21 protein-coding genes and 1 tRNA gene are annotated in these 23622 nt (G+C 63.4%); 13 read left to right on the forward strand and 9 right to left on the reverse strand.

Annotated elements, in window-relative coordinates:
- Nucleotides 1–155: 155 nt before the first annotated feature.
- Nucleotides 156–1640 carry a 2-methylcitrate dehydratase gene (gene prpD / locus N5D53_RS05930; RefSeq protein ID WP_014753825.1) on the forward strand — a complete coding sequence of 495 codons (1485 nt, stop codon included), beginning with the start codon at nucleotides 156–158 and terminating at the stop codon, nucleotides 1638–1640.
- Between the two features lie 175 nt (nucleotides 1641–1815).
- On the opposite strand, the gene acnB is transcribed toward prpD, so the two are convergent.
- The gene (acnB, locus tag N5D53_RS05935; RefSeq protein WP_012053050.1) at nucleotides 1816–4425 is read right to left on the reverse strand and encodes a bifunctional aconitate hydratase 2/2-methylisocitrate dehydratase; all 2610 of its coding nucleotides are present in this window, start codon (nucleotides 4423–4425) and stop codon (nucleotides 1816–1818) included.
- Between the two features lie 405 nt (nucleotides 4426–4830).
- Between acnB and N5D53_RS05940 the strand changes: the two genes are divergently transcribed.
- Complete coding sequence (locus N5D53_RS05940; protein ID WP_162490568.1) at nucleotides 4831–5313, forward strand: DUF1289 domain-containing protein; 483 nt, start codon at nucleotides 4831–4833, stop codon at nucleotides 5311–5313.
- Between the two features lie 10 nt (nucleotides 5314–5323).
- Here N5D53_RS05940 and queD read toward each other — a convergent pair whose 3' ends face one another.
- Together queD and N5D53_RS05950 are read right to left on the reverse strand one after the other, a co-directional pair.
- Nucleotides 5324–5680, reverse strand: coding sequence for a 6-carboxytetrahydropterin synthase QueD (gene queD, locus N5D53_RS05945; RefSeq protein WP_003250327.1), 357 nt, complete (start codon nucleotides 5678–5680; stop codon nucleotides 5324–5326).
- A 53-nt stretch (nucleotides 5681–5733) separates the two neighbouring features.
- The gene (locus N5D53_RS05950; RefSeq protein ID WP_004573881.1) at nucleotides 5734–6813 is read right to left on the reverse strand and encodes a patatin-like phospholipase family protein; all 1080 of its coding nucleotides are present in this window, start codon (nucleotides 6811–6813) and stop codon (nucleotides 5734–5736) included.
- Between the two features lie 238 nt (nucleotides 6814–7051).
- On the opposite strand from N5D53_RS05950, the gene N5D53_RS05955 reads away from it, so the two are divergent.
- The 5 genes from N5D53_RS05955 (at nucleotide 7052) to N5D53_RS05975 (ending at nucleotide 11097) form a co-directional block, all read left to right on the forward strand.
- Nucleotides 7052–7360 (forward strand): PepSY domain-containing protein, encoded by a 309-nt coding sequence (locus N5D53_RS05955; RefSeq protein ID WP_010953306.1) that lies wholly within the window; start codon nucleotides 7052–7054, stop codon nucleotides 7358–7360.
- Nucleotides 7360–7674 (forward strand): PepSY domain-containing protein, encoded by a 315-nt coding sequence (locus N5D53_RS05960; RefSeq protein WP_003250344.1) that lies wholly within the window; start codon nucleotides 7360–7362, stop codon nucleotides 7672–7674. Before N5D53_RS05955 ends, N5D53_RS05960 begins: the two co-directional genes overlap by 1 nt.
- A complete protein-coding gene (locus N5D53_RS05965) occupies nucleotides 7675–8343 on the forward strand; it encodes a response regulator transcription factor (protein ID WP_010953307.1) in 669 nt (222 codons plus the stop codon).
- Nucleotides 8340–9656, forward strand: a complete 1317-nt coding sequence (locus tag N5D53_RS05970) for a sensor histidine kinase (protein ID WP_190869097.1) — start codon at nucleotides 8340–8342, stop codon at nucleotides 9654–9656. Before N5D53_RS05965 ends, N5D53_RS05970 begins: the two co-directional genes overlap by 4 nt.
- 286 nt (nucleotides 9657–9942) lie before the next feature.
- Nucleotides 9943–11097 (forward strand): HPP family protein, encoded by a 1155-nt coding sequence (locus N5D53_RS05975; protein WP_190869098.1) that lies wholly within the window; start codon nucleotides 9943–9945, stop codon nucleotides 11095–11097.
- On the opposite strand, the gene N5D53_RS05980 is transcribed toward N5D53_RS05975, so the two are convergent.
- Complete coding sequence (locus tag N5D53_RS05980) at nucleotides 11071–11937, reverse strand: LysR family transcriptional regulator (RefSeq protein WP_020191989.1); 867 nt, start codon at nucleotides 11935–11937, stop codon at nucleotides 11071–11073. The genes N5D53_RS05975 and N5D53_RS05980 overlap by 27 nt on opposite strands.
- A 180-nt stretch (nucleotides 11938–12117) precedes the next feature.
- On the opposite strand from N5D53_RS05980, the gene N5D53_RS05985 reads away from it, so the two are divergent.
- A complete protein-coding gene (locus N5D53_RS05985) occupies nucleotides 12118–14007 on the forward strand; it encodes a propionyl-CoA synthetase (RefSeq protein WP_190869099.1) in 1890 nt (629 codons plus the stop codon).
- Nucleotides 14008–14153: 146 nt separating this feature from the next.
- Here N5D53_RS05985 and zapE read toward each other — a convergent pair whose 3' ends face one another.
- Both zapE and N5D53_RS05995 read right to left on the reverse strand, forming a co-directional pair.
- Nucleotides 14154–15224 carry a cell division protein ZapE gene (gene zapE / locus N5D53_RS05990; RefSeq protein WP_190869100.1) on the reverse strand — a complete coding sequence of 357 codons (1071 nt, stop codon included), beginning with the start codon at nucleotides 15222–15224 and terminating at the stop codon, nucleotides 14154–14156.
- Between the two features lie 132 nt (nucleotides 15225–15356).
- Nucleotides 15357–15599 (reverse strand): hypothetical protein, encoded by a 243-nt coding sequence (locus N5D53_RS05995; protein WP_020193386.1) that lies wholly within the window; start codon nucleotides 15597–15599, stop codon nucleotides 15357–15359.
- Nucleotides 15600–15858: 259 nt separating this feature from the next.
- Here N5D53_RS05995 and N5D53_RS06000 point away from each other — a divergent pair.
- Nucleotides 15859–15933: transfer RNA gene (locus N5D53_RS06000), tRNA-Gln, on the forward strand.
- Between the two features lie 117 nt (nucleotides 15934–16050).
- On the opposite strand, the gene N5D53_RS06005 is transcribed toward N5D53_RS06000, so the two are convergent.
- From N5D53_RS06005 to N5D53_RS06015, 3 genes are read right to left on the reverse strand one after another with little or no spacing between them, the layout of a single operon-like run.
- Nucleotides 16051–18438 carry a response regulator gene (locus N5D53_RS06005; protein ID WP_266022856.1) on the reverse strand — a complete coding sequence of 796 codons (2388 nt, stop codon included), beginning with the start codon at nucleotides 18436–18438 and terminating at the stop codon, nucleotides 16051–16053.
- 13 nt (nucleotides 18439–18451) lie between these two features.
- Complete coding sequence (locus N5D53_RS06010; RefSeq protein WP_003250360.1) at nucleotides 18452–18913, reverse strand: response regulator; 462 nt, start codon at nucleotides 18911–18913, stop codon at nucleotides 18452–18454.
- Nucleotides 18914–18928: 15 nt separating this feature from the next.
- Nucleotides 18929–21175, reverse strand: a complete 2247-nt coding sequence (locus N5D53_RS06015; protein WP_190869101.1) for an ATP-binding protein — start codon at nucleotides 21173–21175, stop codon at nucleotides 18929–18931.
- Between the two features lie 267 nt (nucleotides 21176–21442).
- On the opposite strand from N5D53_RS06015, the gene N5D53_RS06020 reads away from it, so the two are divergent.
- Genes N5D53_RS06020 through N5D53_RS06035 form a run of 4 tightly spaced genes read left to right on the forward strand, consistent with a single transcriptional unit; the run spans nucleotide 21443 to nucleotide 23596 of the window.
- Entirely contained in the window at nucleotides 21443–21970 is a 528-nt protein-coding gene (locus N5D53_RS06020) for a spore coat U domain-containing protein (RefSeq protein WP_104962126.1), read from the forward strand.
- Between the two features lie 30 nt (nucleotides 21971–22000).
- Complete coding sequence (locus tag N5D53_RS06025; protein ID WP_064493411.1) at nucleotides 22001–22537, forward strand: spore coat U domain-containing protein; 537 nt, start codon at nucleotides 22001–22003, stop codon at nucleotides 22535–22537.
- A gap of 18 nt (nucleotides 22538–22555) precedes the next feature.
- Nucleotides 22556–23089, forward strand: a complete 534-nt coding sequence (locus N5D53_RS06030) for a spore coat U domain-containing protein (RefSeq protein ID WP_014861820.1) — start codon at nucleotides 22556–22558, stop codon at nucleotides 23087–23089.
- Between the two features lie 3 nt (nucleotides 23090–23092).
- Nucleotides 23093–23596 carry a spore coat U domain-containing protein gene (locus N5D53_RS06035; protein ID WP_020192458.1) on the forward strand — a complete coding sequence of 168 codons (504 nt, stop codon included), beginning with the start codon at nucleotides 23093–23095 and terminating at the stop codon, nucleotides 23594–23596.
- The last annotated feature ends 26 nt before the right edge of the window (nucleotides 23597–23622 follow it).

The following is a 23622-nucleotide window of genomic DNA, read 5'->3' on the forward strand; positions in this document are numbered from 1 at the left end:
GGCTTTAGTTCGTTGGGGCCGCCAAGCGGCCCTTCGCGGGCTTGCCCGCTCCCACAGGGTAACCACAGGTTCTGAATGCCGTGGTCAACCTGTGGGAGCGGGCAAGCCCGCGAAGGGCTGCGCAGCAGCCCCGGCAATTCTGAAGGGAGCTGGATATGAGCGCCAACGTAGACCTCAACGACCGCCCGGATTACGACCGGGTGCTACAAACCCTGGCCGATTACGCCCTCGGCTACCGGGTCGAATCCCGCGAGGCCCTGGACACCGCGCGCAACTGCCTGATGGACACCCTCGGTTGCGGCCTTCTCGCCTTGCGCTTCCCTGAGTGCACCAAGCTCCTTGGCCCCCAGGTGGAAGGCACGCTGGTCCCGAATGGTGCTCGCGTCCCCGGCACCTCCTATCGCCTCGACCCGGTCAAGGCCGCTTGGGACATTGGCTGCACGGTGCGCTGGCTGGACTACAACGACACCTGGCTGGCCGCCGAATGGGCTCATCCCTCGGACAACCTTGGCGGCATCCTGGCAGTGGCTGACCACCTGTCACAGAAACGGGTTGCCGCGGGTGAAGAGCCACTGCTGATGCGTGATGTGCTGGAGGCCATGGTCATGGCGCATGAGATCCAGGGCGTGCTGGCGCTGGAAAACGCCTTCAACCGTGTCGGCCTCGATCACGTGATTCTGGTGAAGGTCGCCTCGACCGCCGTGTGCGCCAGGCTGATGGGGGCCAATCGTGAGCAGATGCTCTCGGCCTTGTCCCACGCCTTCGTCGACGGCCAGGCCCTTCGTACCTATCGCCATGCGCCCAACGCCGGTTCGCGCAAGTCCTGGGCTGCGGGTGACGCCTCCAGCCGAGGTGTGCGCCTGGCCGACATCGCCTTGCGTGGGGAAATGGGCGTGCCGGGCGTGCTCACGGCGTCGCAGTGGGGGTTCTACGATGTTTCGTTCAGCCATACCAACAAAGACCTGGCGCTCAAGCCCGCCGGGCAGTACGAGCTGCGCCTGCCCCAGGCGTTGGGCAGCTATGTGATGGAAAATGTGCTGTTCAAGGTCAGTTTCCCTGCCGAGTTCCACGCCCAGACCGCCTGTGAGGCAGCAGTGATTCTGCATCCACTTGTGCGTAACCGCCTGCATGAAGTCGACCGCATCGTCATCACCACCCAGGAATCAGCGATCCGCATCATCTCCAAGAGCGGCCCACTGGCCAATGCCGCCGACCGTGACCACTGCCTGCAGTACATGGTGGCTGTGCCACTGATCTTTGGTCATCTGGTGGCGGAGCATTATGAGGACGCTTTCCATGCCAACCACCCCAGTATCGACCGCCTGCGCGAGAAGATGGAGGTGGTGGAAGACCCGCGCTTCAGTCGCGAGTACCTGGAGCCGGACAAGCGTTCGATCGCCAACGCGCTGCAGGTGTTCTTCAAGGATGGCAGCAGCACCGAGCAAGTGGTGGTGGAGTACCCGATCGGGCATCGTCGGCGGCGCGGGGAGGGGATACCGTTGCTGGAGGCCAAGTTCAGGGCCAACCTGGCGACCCGCTTTGCCCGGCAGCGGTGTCAGCAGGTTTTCGAACTGTGCAAGGACCAGCAGAAGCTGGAAGGCACGGCTGTGCACAGGTTCGTGGACTTGTTTGTGATATGAGATGGCCTGTGCCGGTTGCTTCGCGGCTAAAGCCGCTCCTACAGGGGCATGCGCAGGTCTCGAACACCGTGGGAGCCCTGTAGGAGCGGCTTTAGCCGCGAAATGGCCGGCACAGGCCCAAACAACAAAGCCCCGGCATCGCTGCCGGGGCTTTGTTTACAACCTGTAACTCAGCTTACGCCTGGACCACCGGGATCTTGGCGTTGGCTGCCGCTTCGCGGAACTCGGCGATCTGGTCGAAGCTCAGGTAGCGGTAAACGTCGGCAGCCATGCTGTCGATGTCTTTCGCGTACTGCATGTACTCTTCGACGGTCGGCAGTTTGCCGATGATCGAAGCGACAGCGGCCAGCTCGGCCGATGCCAGGTACACGTTGGTCGCGTCGCCCAGACGGTTCGGGAAGTTACGGGTCGAGGTGGAGACCACGGTCGAACCGGTCTGCACACGTGCCTGGTTGCCCATGCACAGCGAGCAGCCTGGCATTTCCATACGTGCACCGGCCTTGCCGTAGATGCCGTAGTAGCCTTCTTCGGTCAGCTGGTGAGCGTCCATCTTGGTTGGCGGAGCCAGCCACAGACGGGTCGGAATGCCACCCTTGACCTTCTCCAGCAGCTTGCCGGCAGCGCGGAAGTGACCGATGTTGGTCATGCACGAACCGATGAACACTTCGTCGATCTTCTCGCCTTGTACCGAGGACAGCAGGCGGGCATCGTCCGGGTCGTTCGGCGCGCAGAGCACAGGCTCCTTGACGTCGGCCAGGTCGATTTCGATGATTTCGGCGTATTCGGCATCGGCGTCGGCCGACAGCAGCTCAGGCTTGGCCAGCCAGGCTTCCATGGCCTGGGCACGGCGCTCCAGGGTGCGGGCATCGCCGTAGCCTTCGCCGATCATCCAGCGCAGCAGGGTGATGTTGGACTGCAGGTACTCGGCGATGGCCTTTTCCGGCAGCTTGATGGTGCAACCGGCAGCGGAACGCTCGGCCGAGGCGTCGGACAGCTCGAAGGCTTGCTCGACGGTCAGTTCGTCCAGGCCTTCGATTTCCAGGATGCGGCCGGAGAAGGCGTTTTTCTTGCCTTTCTTCTCGACGGTCAGCAGGCCCTTCTGGATGGCGTAGTAAGGGATGGCATGAACCAGGTCACGCAGGGTGATGCCTGGTTGCAGTTTGCCCTTGAAGCGCACCAGGATCGATTCTGGCATGTCCAGCGGCATGACGCCGGTGGCGGCAGCGAAGGCCACCAGGCCGGAACCGGCTGGGAACGAGATGCCGATCGGGAAGCGGGTGTGCGAGTCGCCACCGGTACCTACGGTGTCAGGCATCAGCATGCGGTTCAGCCAGCTGTGGATGATGCCGTCACCCGGGCGCAGCGACACGCCGCCACGGGTGCGGATGAAGTCTGGCAGGGTGTGGTGGGTGGTGACGTCGATCGGCTTCGGATAGGCCGCGGTGTGGCAGAACGACTGCATGACAAGGTCAGCAGAGAAGCCCAGGCATGCCAGGTCTTTCAGTTCGTCGCGCGTCATCGGGCCAGTGGTGTCCTGGGAGCCGACGGTGGTCATTTTTGGCTCGCAGTAGGCGCCTGGGCGCACGCCCTGGCCTTCTGGCAGGCCACAGGCACGGCCGACCATTTTCTGCGCCAGGGTGAAGCCCTTGCCGGAATCGGCAGGCTGCTCTGGTTTCTTGAACAGGTCGGAAGCACCCAGGCCCAGCTCGGCACGGGCTTTTTCGGTCAGGCCACGGCCGACGATCAGCGGGATACGGCCGCCAGCGCGGACTTCATCCAGCAGCACTTCGGTTTTCAGCTCGAAGGTGGTGACCAGTTCGTCGCTGTCGTGACGGCGTACTTCACCTTTGTATGGGTAAACGTCGATGACGTCGCCCATGCCCAGGTTGGTGCAGTCGAATTCGATCGGCAGGGCGCCGGCGTCTTCCATGGTGTTGTAGAAGATCGGGGCGATCTTGGTGCCGAAGCAGAAGCCACCGGCGCGCTTGTTCGGCACGTAAGGGATGTCGTCGCCGAAGAACCACAGTACCGAGTTGGTAGCGGATTTACGCGAGGAGCCGGTACCGACAACGTCGCCGACATAGGCCACCGGGAAGCCCTTGGCCTTGACGGCTTCGATCTGGGCCAGCGGGCCGACCGAACCAGGCTGCTGCGGCTCGATGCCGTCGCGGGCCATTTTCAGCATGGCCAGGGCGTGCAGCGGAATGTCAGGGCGCGACCAGGCGTCCGGGGCAGGCGACAGGTCGTCGGTGTTGGTTTCGCCAGGCACCTTGAACACGGTCAGGGTGTACTTGTCGGCGATGGCCGGGCGCGAGGTGAACCACTCGCCGGCAGCCCAGGATTCCAGGACGGCCTTGGCGTGCGTGTTGCCGGCCTTGGCTTTTTCGGCCACGTCGTGGAAGGCATCGAACATCAGCAGGGTGTGCTTGAGCTGTTCGGCCGCGACGGCGCCCAGTTCGGCGTCATCCAGCAGTGCGACCAGCGTTTCGATGTTGTAGCCGCCCTGCATGGTGCCCAGCAGTTCGGTGGCGTGCTTGCGGTCGATCAGTGGCGACTTGGCTTCGCCCTTGGCGACGGCGGAGAGGAAAGCGGCCTTGACGTAGGCAGCTTCGTCGACCCCTGGCGGTACGCGGTTGGTGATCAGGTCTACGAGGAAGGCTTCTTCGCCGGCCGGCGGGTTTTTCAGCAGCTCGACCAGGCCTGCAGTTTGTTCGGCGTTCAGCGGCTGGGGAACGATACCCAGGGCGGCGCGCTCTTCGATGTGTTTGCGGTAGGCTTCAAGCACAGTTATTTCCCTCATCAGTGGTCCCTAAAGGGGGTCCGGGACGCTTATCCAGCATTCAATGCACCCATGCGCTGCCGCGGCTTTGTGGGCCGCCCAACCAGGGTCGCAAGGAATCCTTACAGAAGCTGCTTTCAAAGTTTTACGCCTGCAGAACGGGGACTGATGAGGGCTGGCGCGGGCATGCGAGGGATGCATGGCCCAGGCCAACGCCGTTCTACCGGATCAACTGTGCTCGTGACGCTTTGAAAACAGCTTCCAACGGACATTGTTGCCTTTGAAAAGGCCGGGTGATTCTACGGTAAAAAAAGCCTGAAGGTAAGGCGGTGTTCATGACTTTAACGAGTGACCCTGGTTAGACAAAGGGCTAACATGGGCCTGTGTTCCATCGCCAAGCTGTTGTTTTTCATGTCCAACAAGTCCATCAAAACCCCTTGCGTCGGCCTGTGCTCCACGGTGTACGGAGACACGGTGTGCCGTGGCTGCAAGCGTTTTCACCACGAAGTGATCAACTGGAACGGCTACGACGACACGCAGAAGCGCGCCGTGTGGTTGCGCCTTGAGCAGCTGCTGGTGCAGGTGATGATGGCCAAGCTTGAGGTGTTCGACAAAGGCCTGCTGCGCCAGCAACTGGAGCAGCGCTCCATCCGCTTTGTCGAGCAGCAGTCGGCGTATTGCTGGGCTTACCAGCTGATTGCCCGCGGGGCGCGGATGATCCGTGACCTGGAGGCCTATGGCATGGTGTTGCTGCCGGAGTTCCGTGACTGGGAACTGCCCCAATTGCGCGATGCGATCGATCGCGAGTTCTTCCTGCTTTCAGAGGCGCACTACCAGCGCTACATCGCCCCCAGCTTCCTGCGCGATGCCATGGGCAGCGCGCAGGGCCAGTGAGCCGGGCGAATCAGTCGCCGGTGTATTCGCAACCGCTGGTGCAGGTTTCGTGGATGCGAACCTTGGACAGCTCCGGCATCAGCGGCTTGACCTGGTCCCAGATCCACTTGGCGATCACTTCGCTGGTGGGGTTTTCCAGCCCGGGGATGTCGTTCAGGTAGTTGTGGTCCAGCTGATCATAGATCGGCTTGAAGATCGCCTTGACCTCGGCGAAGTCGCGGATCCAGCCCGTGTGCGGGTCGAGCGGGCCGGTCAGGTGCAGTCCGACCTTGAACGAGTGGCCATGCAAACGGCCGCATTTGTGCCCTTCAGGGACGTGGGGCAGGCGGTGGGCCGATTCGAATGTGAATTCCTTGAAAATTTCCACGCTGTCATAACTCTGTGTGAATCAATAATGCGCGCAGTCTACCAGCATGGCCGCTACAAGGCTTGCAGGCGTTCATGCAGCCGCCCGGTGGCGGTCAGTTCCAGCAGTTCATCCCCCAGGCGCTGGCTTTCGGCAATGGCCTTGTACCAATAGCGCTTGCGCCCTGGCGCATCGCCCATGAAGCGCTTGAAGTCGTTGCGGTCGGGCAGCTTGCCGTAGGGCAGGGCGGCCAGGTATTGCGGCGAAGGCGTCATCAGCAGCACGTTTTGCAGGCGGGTGGCATCGCCCTTGCGCCAGGGCAGGGCCTTGTCGAACCAGCCGGGTACAACCTTGTCGGTGAAGTGCGGGTACAGCACCAGGTCGTCGCCGCGATAGGGCAGGTCGAGGTGATAGTCGAGCAGGCCGCCGTCGCGGTAGGTGCCGGCGCCGGCGCCGGGGATGTCTTTCACGCCCTGCATGACCATCGGTATCGACCCGGAAGCGAGCAGGGCGTGGCGCAGGTTGGTCAAGTCCAGCGGCAGGTAGCGTGAGGGGAAGTCGGTCAGCGTGTCGAGCGGAGGCGCGGCGCGCCCATCGTGCAGAATGATGCGCTCGAAGTGACGGGCCAGGCGCGAACGGCCCAAAAGGTTACTGGCAACCACCGAGCCCAGGCCCAGCCCCAGGCGGCCGCGATGGTCGTGAGCGAGCTGGCCATGGCTTTTCACCACCAGGATGTTCAGGCGGTAGTGCGGGTTGGCCAGCAGCTGGCCGTCGCGGCCCTCCAGCAGGTCATCGAGCATGCGTTGGCAACTGCGGCTGATTTCGGCCGGGGTGACGCCCTTGGCGAAATCCTGCTCGGTGTATAGCTCGCCCAGGCGACGGATGCCGGCGACCGGGTCGTCGAGGCAGGCGCTGGCGAAGCGCCAGGCACCGATCGATGCGCCGATCAGGGCACGCTGACGGGGTGCCGAGGGTAGCCACTCGCCGAACAGCGCCAGGTCCAGGCCCTGGATGCCCAGCGGCTTCGGCCCACCCGCCGCGCCCGGCAATACCCCGACATCGGCCGCCTGCAGGCCGCGCTCGCGGATGTGTCGCAAGGCACGCTGGCCGGCCTTGAAGGTGAGGGCGGGGTATTTGATGTGGATGGCGCTCATGGCGGGTCTCTTGGGCATAGGAGCAGCCTTGTGCTGCGAGGGGGCCATTACAGATAACACACCTGTAGGTGCCTGTATTGGCCCTTTCGCAGCGCAAGGCCGCACCTTGCACGGCGTCGAGTCGGGTTGGCGGCGTAACTGCGCTATCATGCCGCCAGCTGTTTTCAGGTTGAATTAAGGACCGCTGGTTAATCTTAACCCCGTAGACAACTTGCACAGTTCTCAGGAGAGAAGAACGATGAAAACCATGACTGCCCTGATCACCGCCGCTGCCCTCGCCCTGGGCGCCAATGCCGCCTTCGCCAAGGACGTTCAGCCTGACGAAGTGGTCAAACTGGTCAACGCCAAGACCATCAAGTCGCTGGACGAGCTCAAGGCCGCTGCCGTGGCCAAGCACCCAGGCGCCACCGTCACTGACTCGGAACTTGAAGACGAGTACGGCCGCTACATCTACAAGGTCGAGCTGCGTGATACGCAGAACGTCGAATGGGACGTCGACATGGATGCCAAGACCGGTGAGGTGCTCAAGGACGAACGAGACAGCTGATGATCCATGTATCCCGGACGGCACGTTACCTGGCGCTCTCGCTGCTTGCCGTCTGCTCCCTGGCTGTTGCCCGCGACCTGGACCAGGATGAAGCCCTGAAGCTCCGTCAGAAGGGCATCATCCTGCCGCTCGAACAGCTGCTCGAGACCGCCCTGGGGCGTCACCCCGGGGCGCGTCTGCTGGAAGCCGAGCTGGAAGAAGACGATGATCGCTACGAATATGAAGTCGAGTTGCTGACGACTGAAGGTGTGGTGCGCGAGATCAAGCTCGATGCCAGCACCGGCGCCCTGCTCAAAGACGAGGAAGATGACTGAATGCGCCTGTTGCTTGTCGAGGACAACGTACCGTTGGCCGATGAACTGACCGCCGGCCTGCAGCGCCAGGGCTATGCCGTGGACTGGCTGGCTGATGGCCGTGACGCGGTTTACCAGGGGCAAAGCGAGCCTTACGACCTGATCATCCTGGACCTCGGCCTGCCTGGCTTGCCCGGCCTGGACGTGCTGGCCCAGTGGCGTGCCGCTGGCCTGGCCACACCGGTATTGATCCTCACCGCCCGCGGCTCCTGGGCCGAGCGCATCGAAGGGCTGAAGGCCGGGGCTGACGATTACCTGAGCAAACCCTTCCACCCCGAAGAGCTGCAACTGCGCATCCAGGCGTTGCTGCGCCGCGCCCGGGGCCTGGCCAATCAGCCGAAGCTGGAAGCGGCCGGCCTGCACCTTGACGAAAGCCGTCAGTGCGTGAGCCGCGACGGGGTGGATGTGCAACTGACCGCCGCCGAGTTCCGCCTGCTGCGCTACTTCATGCTGCACCCGCAGCAGATCCTGTCCAAAAGCCACCTGGCCGAGCACCTCTACGACGGTGAAACCGAGCGCGACTCGAACGTGCTGGAGGTCCACGTCAACCATTTGCGCCGCAAGCTGGGCCGCAGTGTGATCGAAACCCGTCGCGGGCAAGGCTACATCTATGCCGGGAGCGGCGAGTGAAGTCGATCCAGGCGCGCCTGAGCCTGGGCCTGGTGGCGGTACTGGTGGTGGTCGGCGTGGTGCTGGCGCAACTGACCTTGTGGCTGTTCGAGGCCGGCCTGCAACGTTATCTGGAAAACGGCCTGCGCAACGAAAGCGAGAACCTTCTGGTGGCATTGGTGCGCGGGCCTTCGGGCCTGCAGCTGGATGAGCGGCGCATCTCGGCTGCCTATCAGCGGCCGTTTTCCGGTTACTACTTCCGCATCGATTTCGACCAGGGTACCTGGAGGTCTCGTTCGCTGTGGGACCTGGACATGCCCAAGCCCGCAGCGCCCGGGCTTTCCGATAGCCATGAACTCGGCCCCGAAGGCCAGCAGCTGCTGGCCCTGCGTGCCGACTACCGGCGCCTGGGCCAGGACATTTCGATCAGTGTGGCTCAGGACTATTCACCGGTGCGCGAAGGTTTCCGACGCTTGCAGCAGATCGGCCTGGGCATGGGCCTGGTGGCGCTGATCCTGATTCTGGTGCTGCAGCGCATCACGGTTACCCGCTCGCTGCGGCCGCTGGAGCGGGCGCGCCAGCAGATCGCCCAACTGCAGCAGGGGCAGCGCTCGCAGCTGGATGCCGAGGTGCCCAGCGAGTTGGTACCGCTGGTGGGGCAGATCAACCACTTGCTTAGCCATACCGAAGACAGCCTGCGCCGTTCACGCAATGCCCTTGGTAACCTCGGCCATGCGCTGAAGACGCCGCTGGCGGTGCTGCTGAGCCTGGCCTCCAGTGAACGCTTGCAGGGTCTGCCGGAGGTGCGCGCGCAAATGCGCGAGCAGTTGCAGCAGATTCAGGAACGCCTGGCGCGCGAGCTGAACCGTGCGCGCCTGGCAGGTGATGCGCTGCCGGGCGCGCAGTTCGATTGTGATGCCGAACTGCCGGGGTTGCTCGGGACCTTGGGCATGATTCATGGCGAGGGCCTGCTGCTGGCAAGTGATGTGCCGCCCGGGCTGTTGTTGCCATGGGACCGCGAGGACGTTCTGGAACTGTTGGGTAATCTGCTGGACAACGCCTGCAAGTGGGCAGACAGCGAAGTGCGCCTGGGTATCGCGCCGAGCGCCGAGGGCTACCGGCTGTGGGTTGATGACGATGGCCCGGGTATTGCGCAAGACCAGCGGCAGCAGGTGCTGGAGCGTGGTTCGCGGCTGGACGAACAGGTGGCTGGGCATGGGCTGGGGTTGGGCATCGTGCGCGATATCGTTGATGCCTGGGGAGGGCGCCTGGCCTTGCTGGAGAGCCCGCTGGGCGGCCTGCGGGTGAGCATCGACCTGCCGCGCAAGGCCTGATAATGCCGGGGCCGCTGTGCGGCCCATCGCGACACAAGGCCGCTCCCACAGGTGTACGCAATCCCCTTTGGCCCTATCAGTACTGCAAAAAAATTGCAGTACAGCCGCAGTTTTTTGAATTAGCCCAAATTCCCCCCACCCGGCAAAATCCTCCCCACGAAACCCTGCGGTTTCCATCTCTCCACGGACGGAGCCCCTTGTGGTATTGCATGCGCAATACGAGGCCCAGGCCAACTCGGCTGGGCTTTCTTTTTGAACAGAAAAACCAAAGATCCCGATTGCCCAAATGTCTGCCTCGCGTTCCGAAAGTCGTCTGCAGCGGCTGTTGCCGGCCTCCCTCAACATCCCCCCGAAAGAATGGTTGCGTGCCGGTATCGGTGCGCTGCTTGGCCTGTTCCTCGCGGGCTGGCTGACCAGCCTGGCCTATGGCTCCAGCATCGCCCTGCACTTGCTCGGCCCGCTGGCTGCTTCGGCGGTACTGGTGTTTGCGGTGCATTCCGGCCCCTTGGCCCAACCTTGGCCGGTGTTGGGCAGCTACGCCCTGGCGGGTGCAGTGGGGCTGGCCATGCGCGAAGGCTTCGGCCCCGAGCTGTGGGTGGCTGCTGCGGCGCTCGGCATCTCGATCCTGGTCATGTGCCTGTTGCGCTGCCTGCACCCGCCGGGTGGCGGTGTGGCAGTGAGCGCGGTGCTGGCCGACCCGGGGTTGACCGCCCTGGGCGATCACCTGCTGGAGCCGGTGCTGCTCAATGCGTTGATCCTGGTGACAGTGGCAATCGCCTACAACCGTTTGACGGGGGTGCGCTACCCGAAAGGCGCGGTGCCACGCAAAGACCTGCACCACACCCATGACCCGCTGCCCGGCGAGCGGGTCGGCATCCGCAGTGAAGACCTGGACCTGGCCCTGGAAGAGCTGGGCGAGTTCGTCGACGTCACCCGTGACGAGCTGGAGCGCATCATCCGCGCCACCGAGCAGCACGCCCTGCAGCGCAGCCTTGGTGGTATCACCGCGGCCTCGGTGATGTCCCGCGATGTGCAGTTCGTCACGCCTGATACCACGCTGGAGCAGGCCTGGAAAATGCTCGCCAGCCATCACCTGAAAACCCTGCCTGTCCTGCAGCACGGCAAGCTTGTAGGCATCGTCAGCCTCAGCGACCTGGTTGGCCCGGCGATGCAGCGTGGGCGTTTCAGCTGGCGCGGTCTGTTCGGCCGCCAGGCGGTGCGCATGGCACAAGTGATGAGCAGGCGGGTTGTCAGTGTCAGCAGCCAGCACCCGTTGGAACGCCTGCTGCCCTTGTTGTGCGAACAAGGCCTGCACTGCTTGCCGGTGCTTGATGGCGACAAGCTGGTGGGGGTGATCACCCAGACCGACCTGATCGCCGGCCTCAAGCGTCAGTTGCTCAGCAAGACCGAGGCTTCAGATAACCGGGTCCCAGCGTTGTGACCAGTCGCTGGCGCCGGCAGCTATCAGCCGGCGCAGGATCGCGAAGGCCTGTTGCAGGGCTTCGCTGTCACGTTTACGCGGGTACACCAGGAAGGTCGGGTAGGTGAACTCCGGTGCCTGCGGTACCCGCTCGAACACGCCGCTGTCCAGATAGGCCTGCACCACCCGCGTGCGGAAGTAGCCACTGCCACCTTGGTCGAGTATGAACTGCAGGGCCAAAGGGCCGAGGTTGAAGCTAAGCGCCGGGCGCGCGCAGTCGGGCAGGGCCGCATCATGCTGGCGGCGGAAGGCCTCGCCCCAGTCGATGTAGATGTACGGCTCGGGCCGCTCGACCCGGCGCACGCGAATCAGCTTCTCTTCCATCAACTGCTCCACCTGCAGGCCTGGACCGTAGGTCGGCTGGTAGACCAGCGCGGCGTCCAGCAAGCCCATCTCGACCTTGCGCAGCAGCGACTCTCCATCGCTGACTTCGCTGCGGATGGCATGGCTGGGCAGTTCACGGTGCAGGGCACTTACCCAGTCGAGCATCATCGGGTTGCCCAGGCTCACCTCACCGCCCACATGCAGCACCTGCTGGCAACCTTCAGGCAACGGCAGGTCGCGGCGCGCGGCTTCCCAGGTTTGCACCAACTGGTTGGCATAACTGACGAACGCTTCGCCATCGCTGGTCAGGCTGGCGCCGCTGCGGCTACGCACGAACAGCTGGCAACCCAGTTGCTGTTCCAGGCGCTGCACGCGCGCGGTGATCGCGGTTTGTGACACGAACAGGCGTTCGGCCGCGGCGACCAGGCTGCCGCAACGCACAATTTCCAGGAAGGTACGGGCCTGCTCGATGTCCATGGGCTGCTCGGTGGTTGAAGGGGAGGCCTATTCTAGAGGCTTTGCACCGTTATGGGGCGTAATTGCGTTGTCTGCAAATTTGCAGGTCGGTTGTGACTTTAGTCCCATGGCGGCGTGGGTATAGCGGTCCATACTCAAGTTTCGCCCTTCAATAACAACAAGTACCGGGTTTCTAACGACATGAGCTACCAGCACAGCTACGCCCATTCCATTTCCGACCCTGCCGCTTTCTGGGCGGAACAGGCCGCACACCTGGCCTGGCACCGCAAGCCTGCCCTGACCCTGCAAGCTAACGCCGACGGTACTCACCGCTGGTTCGCGGATGGCCGCCTGAACAGCTGTTACCTGGCCCTCGATCACCAGATCGAGCAGGGCCGGGGCGAGCAGTTGGCGCTGATCTACGATTCGCCAGTGACCGGCGTGCAGCAGACCTACACCTACAACCAGTTGCGCGACGGGGTGGCACGCCTGGCCGGTTTGCTGCGCCAGCTGGGGGTGAACAAGGGCGATGGCGTGATCATCTACATGCCCATGGTGCCGCAAGCGGCCATGGCGATGCTGGCCTGCGCGCGGATCGGCGCGGTGCATTCGGTCGTGTTCGGTGGCTTTGCCGCCAACGAGTTGGCCCTGCGCATCGATGACGCCCGGCCCACCTTGTTGCTGACGGCATCGTGCGGGCTGGAGTTCGACCGGGTCATTGCATACAAACCGCTGGTTGACCGTGCCCTGCAACTGGCCCGGCACCAGCCGCGCAATGTGCTGGTGCTGCAGCGGCCACAGGCGCACGCTGAACTGCTGCCAGGCCGCGACCTGGACTGGCAGGCGGCCTTGGCCGACGCCGAGCCGGTGGCGCCCGTCGAGCTTGATGCCGGCGACCCGCTGTACATCATGTATACCTCAGGCACCACCGGTAAGCCCAAGGGTATCGTCCGGGAAAACGGCGGCAATGCCGTGGCGCTGTGTTACGCCATGCGCCATATCTATGGCATGCAGGCCGGCGATGTGTGGTGGGGCATTTCAGACGTCGGTTGGGTGGTCGGCCATTCACTGATCGTCTACGGGCCGTTGATGAGCGGCTGTACCACGGTGTTCTACGAAGGCAAGCCGATCCGCACCCCGGATGCTTCGGCCTATTGGCGGGTGGTGGAGCAGTACCAGGTCAACGCGCTGTTCTGTGCGCCTACGGCCATGCGCGCCATCCGCAAGGAAGACCCGGAGGGCGACCTGATTCGCAAGCATGACCTCAGCTCGCTGCGGCAACTGTTCCTGGCGGGTGAAAAGCTGGATTCCAGCACCCATGAATGGTTGGAGCGGGTGAGTGGCAAGCCGGTGCACGACCATTGGTGGCAGACCGAGACTGGCTGGCCGGTCACCGCGCCCTGCGTCGGGCTGGAGGGCAGCGCGGCGAAGCCAGGGTCGAGCAACCGCGCGGTGCCGGGTTACAACGTTCGTGTACTGGATGACGAAGGCCACTTGCTCGGGGCCAACCATCAGGGTTCGATCGTGATTGCCCTGCCATTGCCACCCGGTTGCAGTCAGACGCTGTGGGGGGATCACGAGCGCTACCTGCAGGCCTACCTGCGCACGTATCCGGGGTACTACCACACGGGTGACGGCGGCTATCTGGACGATGATGGTTTCGTCTACATCATGGGGCGCACCGATGATGTGATCAACGTTTCCGGTCATCGTTTGTCCACCGGTGAAATGGAAGACCTGGTCGCCCGCCACCCGGCGGTAGCGGAGTGTGCTGTGATCGGTGTGCATGACGAGATCAAGGGCCAGGTACCGCTGGCGCTGGTGGTACTCAAGGATGGCGAGGGCATTGCCGAGGCGCAGTTGCTGGTGGAGCTGGTGGGCAGCGTGCGCGAGGAAATTGGCCCGCTGGCCTGTTTCAACCGGGTACGGCTGGTGAAGCGCCTGCCCAAGACCCGTTCCGGCAAGATTCTGCGGGCGGTGCTGCGCAAGATTGCCGATGGGCAGGATTATGTGCCGCCGTCGACCCTGGATGACCCGGCAGTGCTGGGCGAGATCGAAGCGGTGCTGGCGGATTTGCCCAGGGCGGGTTGATGGTTTGACCACGATGGCCCTTTCGCGGGCGGGACGCGCAACGGTGGTTCGGCAGAGGCCGTGGACACACATTGGTGATTGGGCGCAGTCCAGGTCGTCGTAGGAGCGGGTTCACCCGCGAAAGGGCCGGCTCAGGCACTGCAGGCTCAGGGGGCAATCTGGTGCAGTTGCCCCAACCGGCTGCGGGTACGCATCAGGTCGGCCAGCGGGCCGCCCAGGCTCTCTTCCAGCGGACGTTTACCTATGACAATCACCCGCCGATCCTGGTCATACAGCACATCCACCAGGTTGACGAAGCGCTGCTGAGCCGCCAGCGAACACGCCGAGAGGTCATCCAGCCCATCGATCACCCACTCGTCATAGTCCCTGGCCAGCACCAGGTAGTCGATGACCGCGGTGGCCTTCTCGCACAGATCGTCAAAGCCAACCACCACCCGCCGGCCATCGATGGCCAGCGCTCGCAGCGGGCGCTTGTTCACGTCCAGTATCACCGGTTGTTCGCTCGGCACATTCAGCGCCTGGCGCTGCGCCGCATCACCCGGCCAGACATAATGGCCCTGGGTAAAACGCTGATGCTCGCGGTTGGCCGGCAAGCTGCGAAAATCCGTGTCGCCACCGACTTCGAGCACGTGCATCGAGCTGTTGATCAGGCGAATGACCGGCAGAAAACGCTCGTGATACAGCGGGTTGGGCAACAGCCCTTCGGGCGCGTAGTTAGAGGTCACCAGCAAGTACACGCCACGGGCGAACAAGGCGTTGAACAGCCGGGTGAGCAGCATGGCATCGCCTATGTCATGCACGTGGAATTCGTCGAAGCACAGCACCCGGCAACCACCCACCAGCTCGTCCAGCGTTGCGCCCAGCGCGTCGTCCAGCGCCCGGTGGCGGTGCATGCCCTGGTGCAGGCGTGCAAAGAAATCATGAAAATGCAGGCGCAGCTTGGCGGCTATCGGCACGGCCTGGAAAAAGCCATCGAGCAGCCAGCTTTTACCCCGGCCGACCGAGCCGTACAGGTACAGACTGCGCGGTTGACCTTGTTCAAGCTGCGTCAGTTGTTCGGCCATGCAGTGGATTACCCGCCGCTGACCGTCACTCAGCTGATAACCGCGGCTGTGCGCCTTGTCCTCGAACCAGCCGAGCAGCTCGCTCTGTTGATTGGCGGTGCCGCGCAAGCGTTGGCCAAGCTGGCGCAGCGGGGTAGGGATCCAGGCAGACAAAAGCAACGCTCCTTGGGCGATGGCGGGGCAGCCTGCAGCTTGCCCGAGAGCGGCCATTTTGACTAATAGAGAAAGTGCCGGGCAATCATCACTTCTTGCGATAGGTCTGGCCGCCTCTTGTGCCTGTGCGGGCTATGCCTTTCGCTCCAGCTGGCGCTCGATCATGTACTTCACCGCCAGGCGACGCTCCTTGAGGTGGCGCAGGTCTTCATCGACGAAGTTACCGGCCGATATCGATTCGGCAGCCAGCACCTGGTTGTCGATGTCCACGTACTCGTCCAGCAGGCGATCCAGCGCCTTGTCCTGCTGGCGGCGCTGCTGGACGATTTCGCGCGGGTAGTGCAGGTCCTGGTAGAGGTCGTGAGAGACAGGCATGGGGTCCTCCTTGGTCAATGCAATGGGCTTATCTGATTGGAAGTGCGGAATGCGATTGTGTTGAAGCGAGGCGGGCGGAAACCGACGGACGGTCGCTGCACCAACACCGAAATGACTAACTCGCTGTTTTTTGGCAATTTTTTTTATCAGGGGGGTTCACAGACCGAAAGTTTGTTGTTAAAGTGCCGCGCATTCCAAGACAACAACCCAGTTGTCACTCAGTTGGAATTGTCAGAGCAGCAAATGCTGCATCCGATACAGGGGCGTCGCCAAGCGGTAAGGCAGCAGGTTTTGATCCTGCCATGCGTTGGTTCGAATCCAGCCGCCCCTGCCATTTTTCAAGATTCAAACGTATTCAACCCGGTGCCAGGAAAGATGAGCACTGGGTTTTCGCGTTTTTGTGATTTTGCGCGCCTCCGCGCCTCCTGAGCGCGGGTCGTGCCGTACCGGGTTACCCGGAAATCCCCAGCATTTCGTTCAGCGCCCTGGCCAGTTCATCAGCCTGCACCGGCTTCTGGATCACCAGGCTGCCCGGCAGTTCCAGCCCCTGCAACTCCGCATAACCGGTAAGAAACACCACCGGCAGGCGGGGGTACCGTTCGCGGGCAGCCAGCGCCAGTTGTGCACCATTGAACTCGGGCATGGCGAAATCAGTCAGCAGCAGGTCAATGTCGTCATCCAGCAAGGCCAATGCCTGCTCGCCGCTGTGCGCCTGGCGCACCTGGTAGCCGTATTGGCGTAACACATCGCCTAGCATGTCGCGCACCAGATGGTCGTCGTCCACCAGCAGCACCGTGCGGTTATGGCCGCTTTCGCTGATCGACTGACTGAGCACTGCTGGCACGGGTTCGTTCACCATCTCCTCTTTTACCGCCGGCAGGTATACCGCCACTTCGGTACCGCGACCGAGTGTGGTGTCGATGCGCACACCGCCACCGGACTGCTTGGCGAAGCCGAACACCTGGGCCAGGCCCAGGCCCGAACCTTTGCCGATGTCCTTGGTGGTAAAGAAAGGCTCGAATACCTTGGCCAGCACCTCTTCGCTCATGCCGCAACCCGTATCGCGGATGCTCAGCATCACGTACTCGCCCGGGTCCGGGTCTTCCGGGCGTTGCGGGCGCTGGTCGATATGGGTGTTACGCGTTGTCAGGGTCAGCTGACCGCCGTCGGGCATGGCATCGCGGGCATTGATCGCCAGGTTGAGGATGATCATCTCGGTCTGGGTGGGGTCGGTCAGTGCCTGCCACAGGGCCAGGTCAAGGTCCAGACGCACCGAGACGTTGCCACCCAGCGTGCGGCGCAGCAGCTCTTCCAGGCCGGCCAGGGTACGGTTGAGGTTCAGCGGCACCGGCTCCAGACGCTGGCGGCGGGAGAAGGCCAGCAACTGCGAGGTCAGCTTGGCACCACGCTCGCCCGCTTCGCGGATATGGGTGAGGCGAGTGCGGGCCTTGTCCAGGTCGGCCTTGGCCAGATCGCGCTCCAGAAAGCTGGCACCTGTGAGTATCACCGTCAGCAGGTTATTGAAGTCATGCGCCACGCCAGCCGTCAGTTGCCCAACCGCTTCCAGCCGCTGCATCTGCTGCAGAGCGGCCTCGATGCGCTCGCGCTCGTTGATCTGTTCGCGCAGCCGGGCGTTGGCATCTGCCAGGCCCAGGGCGGCTTCGCGCTCGCTGGTGATGTCGCGTGCCACCACGTACAGCAGGGTGTCCTCCGGCACCACCACCCACGACAGCCAGCGCTGTTGGCCGCCGGCATGCAGGATGCGGCCGACAAAGCGTGCGCTGGTGCGGCCGTGGGCGAGGGCGGCCAGTTCGGTGAGTAACTGTTCCTGGTCGTGCTCAGGCAGCAGGTGCAGCAAGGAGGACTGGCTCAGGCGTTCGCGCGAGAAGCCCAGGCTGGCTTCCCAGGCGGGGTTCAGTGCGACCGGGGTCAGGTCTTTGTTCAGCACGGCCAGCAAATCCTGTGACAGCTCCCAGGCACGATCGCGTTCGCGGGTACGGCGTTCGACCCGCTCGCCAAGCATCTCGTTCAGCTGACGCAGCGCCTGGGTGGCCTGGCGTTGCGCGTGGATGTCCTGCAGTACGCCGGAGAAGCGAACGCACTGATCATCGACGAACTGGCTTTGGCCGCTGCTCAGCAACCAGCGAGGCTCCAGGCCATTGGGTTGCGCGATCCGAAACTCCACGCGGTAATGACCGTCACTTTCCGGGCGCATGGCATGTTCCACCGCCTCGCGCACCAGTGGCAGGTCGTCGGGGTAGATGCCGGCGTAGAACACTTCAAGGCTCATTTCGGTGCTGGTGGGCAGGCCGAACAAGGTCTTGCAGCGGTCATCCCACAGCAACAGGCCCTCTTGCGGGCGCAGGTCCCAGGTGCCCATGCCGGCGGCGTCGATGGCAATGCGAGCACGTGCTTCGACGTCCGCCAGGGCCTCTTCGGCGCGGCGACGGCGCTGGCGTTCCTGCACTTCGCTCAGGGCTCGGCGCACGGCTTTGGGCAGCAGTGGCAGGTTCTTCTTCAGCACATAGTCGGTCGCGCCCAGGCGGATCATTTCCACCGCGTGCTCTTCGCCATAAATGCCGGACAGGAATATGAACGGGATGTCGGGTGCCAGGCGTTGGGCGATGGCCAGCACTTCTGTGCCGGACGAGCCTGGTAGCACGCAGTCACACAGGATCAGGTCGTAGCGGGCCTGGCGCAGGGCATGTTCGACACCCGCATGGTCGAACACCAGCTGCGACTGCACATGCAGCCCGCTGCGCTCCAGGCGCATCAGGGTCAGCTCGGCGTCCATCGAGCTGTCTTCGACCATCAGTATTTTCAACGGCGTTTGCTGCATCGTCGCGGCGGCCTCAGTTGCTACCGCGACGGTTCAGTCGCAGTGAGCCGGGTGGCGGTTCGTTTAGCACTGCCCAGAATACCCCGAGGTCGGAGATGGCGGTGACGAATTCCTTGAACTCCACGGGTTTGACCACATAAGCGTTTACCCCCAGCTCGTAGGCGCGCAGCAGGTCGGGCTCTTCGCGCGAAGAGGTCAGCATCACGGTGGGGATGCTGCGCAGTTCGGCAGTGGCGCGCACTTCCTTGAGCACTTCCAGGCCGTCGACCTTAGGCAGTTTCAGGTCGAGTAACAGCACGGCAGGGTTGCCGTCATCGCGCTCGGCGTAGGCGTTGCGGCGCAGCAAGTAGTCGAGGGCATCGGCGCCGTCACGCAGCACGATGACCTCGTTGGCCAACTGGCTGCGCTCCAGGGCCAGCAGGGTCAGCTCCAGGTCTCGGGGGTTGTCTTCGACCAGCAGAATGGGCTTGAGCATGATGGTAGCGATGCCTCAGGTAGCAGTGTTTCGGGGTAGGGTGAAGTGGAAGCTGGCGCCTTGGTCGACCTGGCCAGTGGCCCAGACTCGACCGTCGTGGCGCTCGATGATGCGGCGTACACTCGCCAGGCCAATGCCGGTGCCTTCGAAATCTTCCATGCGGTGCAGGCGCTGGAAGACACCGAACAGCTTGTTGGCGTAGGCCATGTCGAAGCCCACGCCATTGTCGCGGATGCAGACCTCGGTTTCGTCAGGGTGCTGTACGGCACTGATCTCGATGCGAGCAGGCGTACGGCCGCGAGTGTACTTGATGGCATTGGCTATCAGGTTGTGCAAGGCCATGTTGATGAACGCCGGGTCGCCGATCACCTTGGGCAGTGGGGCGATGTCCCAAACGATTGCGCGGCCTTCGTAATCGGGGGCCAGCTCGCTGCGAATGGCCTCGACCAGGGCGTTGAGGTCGACGTCGGACAGGCGCAAGGCCGAGCGGCCCATCTGCGAGAAGTTGAGCAGGTTGTCGACCAGGCTCCCGGCAAAGTGCGCCGCTTCACCGATATGCTGCAGGAAGCGCTTGCCGCGTTCGCTCAAGCCCTGGCCTTCGATTTCGCCAAGCAGTTCGGTATAGCCGGCGATGTGCCGCAGCGGGGCGCGCAGGTCGTGGGAAACACTGTAGGAAAACGCTTCGAGCTCCTTGTTGGAACGGCGCAATTCGCCAGCCAGTTGTGCCAGCTCTTCCGCCTTGCGCAGGACAATGCCCAGCACAGCGCTGCGCAGCTCCATCACGCCCTCGATCACCAGTGGGTCCCACGCCTGACAATAGCCGCGCAGTTCTTCCTGCCAGCGTTCAAAACTGTGCCGTGGGTCGAGGTTGCCTTGTGGCCCGACCTGCTTGGTCGGCTGCCCGGCCCAGTTGACCGTGCGTATCTGCTCGGGGCGGAACCACAGCAGGTAGTGCGAGTGGATCTGCGAGATGGCCACTGCCAGCACCCCGCCAGCATGGTTTGCCAGCTCGGGTAGCTCAATAATGTCGCGGCGCAGGTTGTCGCTATGGAACACGCTGTCTTCGTCACGTTGGCCTAGCCAGTGCACCAGCGCCGTCACCTGGGCCTCAGGTGGGGTCTGGCCGATCAGGTCACAGCGCTCGGCCGAGATCACTGCCGCGCCCTGGGCGTCGGCGAAGGCCAGCAGCACGTGGGGCAGGTCGCGCAAGCCGTCACTGACGCTGTCGTGGTCGGCCATGGACGAGATCATGCGTACGATGTGCTGGCGCAGCGCCAACAGCTTGCGCGTGCTGGCATGGGACTCGCGGGACTCTATCTGCAACGACAGCACGCTGGCCAACAGCTCGCAGGCCGTGCGGGTGCGCAGGTCCACCGGGCGTGGCTGCTGATGGTGGCAGGAAATCAGCCCCCACAGCTCGCCGTCGACCACGATCGACAGCGACATCGAGGCCAGCGTGCCCATGTTGCGCATGTACTGCAGGTGCACGGGTGACACGCTGCGCAGTACAGCGAAACTCATGTCCAGCGCCTTGCCTGTGCGCGGGTTGGTTGCGGGCAGCAGTGGCGAGGGCTGATAGTTGGCATCTTCGATTACGCGGATTCGGTTGACCCGGTACAGCTCGCGCGCCTGGCGCGGGATGTCTGCAGCCGGGAAGCACAGGCCTGCGTAGCTGGGGTAGCCCGGGTCGGCCACCTCGGCCAGCACCTGGCCATTGCCTTCGGCATCGAACCGGTAGGCCTTGACCCGCCCAAAGCCGGTGATGCGCTTGAGCTGCAGCACCGCTTGTTGCAGCAGGTCTTCGATACTGCCGGCCAGTTGCAGACTGGCGACAAAGCTGCGCACCAACGGGTAGTAGTCGCCTTGCCCGACCAGGTCTGCTGGCAGGCGGGGCGGTTCGAACTCGGCAATCAGTACCTGATCGTGGCAATGGACCAGCATGTGCAGCAGGGCACTGATGGGTGCGCCCTGGCGCAAGCGCACGTCGCCAATGTGGAAGGGGAAGACTTCATCTTCGGGAAGCCGTGTGAGGTGCGCGTGCAGGTCAAAGCCCTCGTGAACCAGGTCGGCGAAGTGGCAACCGATCAGTTCGCGGGCTGGCAAGCCCAACCAGTGCTCGACATTTTCACTGGCCTGCAGCACGCACAGGTCGGTGGCATCCAGCACCAGCAGAAAGCCGTGAGGCTGGATGCTGCCCGGAACCTGGATCGGTTCTTGGGCACAGCGCTCCATGGCGTCTGCCAGTGAGTTGTCTGCAGTCATGATTGAAAAAGCTCCTGTCATGTCCGTCCGTGTACGGCACAGGTGTCTGGCGCGGGACGAATACGATTCACCCTAACAGAATCCCGGCGAATTTACCGGCTCCTGGCCATTGGAGGCACGGGGTGGCCACGGGTTCTGTGCGGTACAGGCTTTTTTTGATGCCACGGTATCGCTTTGTCGCTAATACAAAAAAATGGCTTTATGCCACATCGGCTGCGCCGCCTCACTGCTACGCTCAGTTCAAGACGTTTCGATAAGGATAACAAGGTGACGGAGCGCATGCTGGCCGCGCTGTTCGGCCTGTTGTTCAGCGGCAGTACCGTGGCTGCGGATTTTCTCGTGGAGGTGCGGGTACTGGTGCAGCGTGGCTGCATGCTGGTCAACCAGACCCGCGATGCGGGAGCCCAGGCCCTGGGGCGGATTGACCTGGGTGCTACGGCGCGCCTGGATGGCCCTGGCGCGCCCTTGAGTGGTGTGCTGCTGAGCCAGCGTCCGCCGCGCCTGGAGTGCAACCCGGATACGCCTTATCAGGTGCGCGTCGATGGTGGCCTGCATGGTGGCATCGGCGAACTGCGCTACCTGGCCAGCGACGATCGCCTGGCGCGGCCCATTCCTTACCGCTTGTACCGTGACGCTGCCTGGCGTGAGCCGCTGGCAGTGGGGGTAGCCCAATCGGCGCGTGTACCGGGCAGCGGTTCGGTTGAATTGCCGCTGTATGCACGTATCGACAAACTGGCCTGGGTGCCGGATGCAGGGGTTTATGCCGATCTGCTGAAAGTCACCGTCACCTGGTAAGGACGCCACCATGCACAAGGACGCCATGCCATGAGCCGCACTTCGATCCTGTTGCTCACCCTCGGCCCGCTGCTGGTCCCAGGCGGTGCGGTGCATGGCAGCACCACCGGTTTCATCCAGGCGCGGCTGGTGATCAGCGCGTCTTGCCAGATCAGCAGCAACGAGACGCAACCGGCCGTGCTGGGTGACCCAGGCGTACTGGATTTTGGCGAGCGCGGTCCGAACTGGGATCAGCCGTTGCGCAGCCAGGTGGACGAAGTGGGCGGTCAGGGTAGCCTGCAGATCAGTTGCACGCCTGAGGTTCGGGCCTTCAACGTGCGTATCAATGGTGGCCTCAATGGCGACGATGGCATTCGCCGCCTGAGCAACGGCCGTGAACTGATTCCATACCAGCTGGCGGTTGACCCGGGCGGCAGCAGCCGCTACGGCGTCGGCCAGGCACGGGCCTTCACCATTAGCAGCAGCCAGCAAGTACCGATTCCCATCTACGGTGTGGTAGTGGCGCAACCGCGTGCGCTGCCGGCCGGGCTTTACCGCGACACCCTCAGAGTGACCCTGGACTGGTAACCACGCAAGGAGACTCCGATGCGAACGAACCTTTCATATTGCGTCCTCGCAGGCCTGGGCCTGGCGTTGGCTTCCCAGGCCCAGGCGGCCACGGTAACGGGAAGTATCAGCTCGACCCTGACGCTGACTGCGGCGTGCCAGGTCAATGGCACGTCGGGCACGTCCGGGCTTAACTTCGGTGCCCTGGACTTCGGTACCCAGGATGCCTTGTTCGTCACCGCCGATGCCCAGGTGCTGGGAGGCGGGGGAGGCGCCATGAGCATCCTGTGCTCTGCAGGTACGGTGCCTGTGATCAAAGTGAGTGCAGGCCTGCATGATGGCCAGTCGAGCGGTGGCACCCGTGCGCTCGCCGATGGTTCTGGCAACTTTGTGCCGTATGACCTCTATACCGACGCTGGGCGTACGGCGTTGCTGGCGGTCGACGACACCATCACCCTGCCGACCAGTACCGGCGCCGCTCAGACGGTCAACCTTTACGGCAAGGCCGTCGGCAAGGCAGGCCTGCCCGCAGGGGTCTACAGCGACACGATCTCGGTCGAGCTGTCGTTCTGACCCATGCGCGGCTGGCTGGCAGGAGGCCTGACTGGCGTCAGCATGTTGTTGGCCGCTCCGTTGGGGGCAGTAACCACCAGTACCTTCACGGTGACGGCGCAGGTTGTCGCCGGGTGCCTGGTGGTGGGGGGTGTCACCAGCTACGGCACGCTCGATTATGGCTCGCAGTCGGCGCTGTCCACGGGGCTGCTCAGCACATCGCTGGGTGGTTCTACCGTGACGTTCCAGTGCACGCCTGGCGTGGCCATGAGCATGAGCCTGGACGGCGGGCAGAACAGTGCCAGTGGCACACGCAACCTGAAGCGCACCAGTGGCACGCAAGTGCTGGCCTACCAGTTGTACCGGGACGCCGCCTATAGCCAGGCCTTGGGGATCGGTCAGAGCGTGGCGGTGAGCTATTCCGACCCGACGGCGATCAAGCTACCGGTGTACGGGCGGGTTCAGCTGACCGGCACGCAGCCGGCAGGGACCTACACCGATGTGGTGCAAGTGACGGTGACCTGGTAACGGCCAGCGCCACCCATGACAAGTGT

Source organism: Pseudomonas sp. GD03862, from assembly GCF_029840855.1.
Taxonomy (GTDB): Bacteria; Pseudomonadota; Gammaproteobacteria; order Pseudomonadales; family Pseudomonadaceae; genus Aquipseudomonas; species Aquipseudomonas alloputida.

Coding starts and splice junctions, on each gene's coding strand:
- prpD (WP_014753825.1), top strand. CDS start 156: ATGAGCGCCAACGTAGACCTCAACGACCGCCCGGATTACGACCGGGTG.
- N5D53_RS05940 (WP_162490568.1), top strand. CDS start 4,831: ATGTCCAACAAGTCCATCAAAACCCCTTGCGTCGGCCTGTGCTCCACG.
- N5D53_RS05950 (WP_004573881.1), bottom strand. CDS start 6,813: ATGAGCGCCATCCACATCAAATACCCCGCCCTCACCTTCAAGGCCGGC.
- N5D53_RS05955 (WP_010953306.1), top strand. CDS start 7,052: ATGAAAACCATGACTGCCCTGATCACCGCCGCTGCCCTCGCCCTGGGC.
- N5D53_RS05960 (WP_003250344.1), top strand. CDS start 7,360: ATGATCCATGTATCCCGGACGGCACGTTACCTGGCGCTCTCGCTGCTT.
- N5D53_RS05965 (WP_010953307.1), top strand. CDS start 7,675: ATGCGCCTGTTGCTTGTCGAGGACAACGTACCGTTGGCCGATGAACTG.
- N5D53_RS05975 (WP_190869098.1), top strand. CDS start 9,943: ATGTCTGCCTCGCGTTCCGAAAGTCGTCTGCAGCGGCTGTTGCCGGCC.
- N5D53_RS05980 (WP_020191989.1), bottom strand. CDS start 11,937: ATGGACATCGAGCAGGCCCGTACCTTCCTGGAAATTGTGCGTTGCGGC.
- N5D53_RS05985 (WP_190869099.1), top strand. CDS start 12,118: ATGAGCTACCAGCACAGCTACGCCCATTCCATTTCCGACCCTGCCGCT.
- N5D53_RS05995 (WP_020193386.1), bottom strand. CDS start 15,599: ATGCCTGTCTCTCACGACCTCTACCAGGACCTGCACTACCCGCGCGAA.
- N5D53_RS06005 (WP_266022856.1), bottom strand. CDS start 18,438: ATGCAGCAAACGCCGTTGAAAATACTGATGGTCGAAGACAGCTCGATG.
- N5D53_RS06010 (WP_003250360.1), bottom strand. CDS start 18,913: ATGCTCAAGCCCATTCTGCTGGTCGAAGACAACCCCCGAGACCTGGAG.
- N5D53_RS06015 (WP_190869101.1), bottom strand. CDS start 21,175: ATGACTGCAGACAACTCACTGGCAGACGCCATGGAGCGCTGTGCCCAA.
- N5D53_RS06025 (WP_064493411.1), top strand. CDS start 22,001: ATGAGCCGCACTTCGATCCTGTTGCTCACCCTCGGCCCGCTGCTGGTC.
- N5D53_RS06030 (WP_014861820.1), top strand. CDS start 22,556: ATGCGAACGAACCTTTCATATTGCGTCCTCGCAGGCCTGGGCCTGGCG.
- N5D53_RS06035 (WP_020192458.1), top strand. CDS start 23,093: ATGCGCGGCTGGCTGGCAGGAGGCCTGACTGGCGTCAGCATGTTGTTG.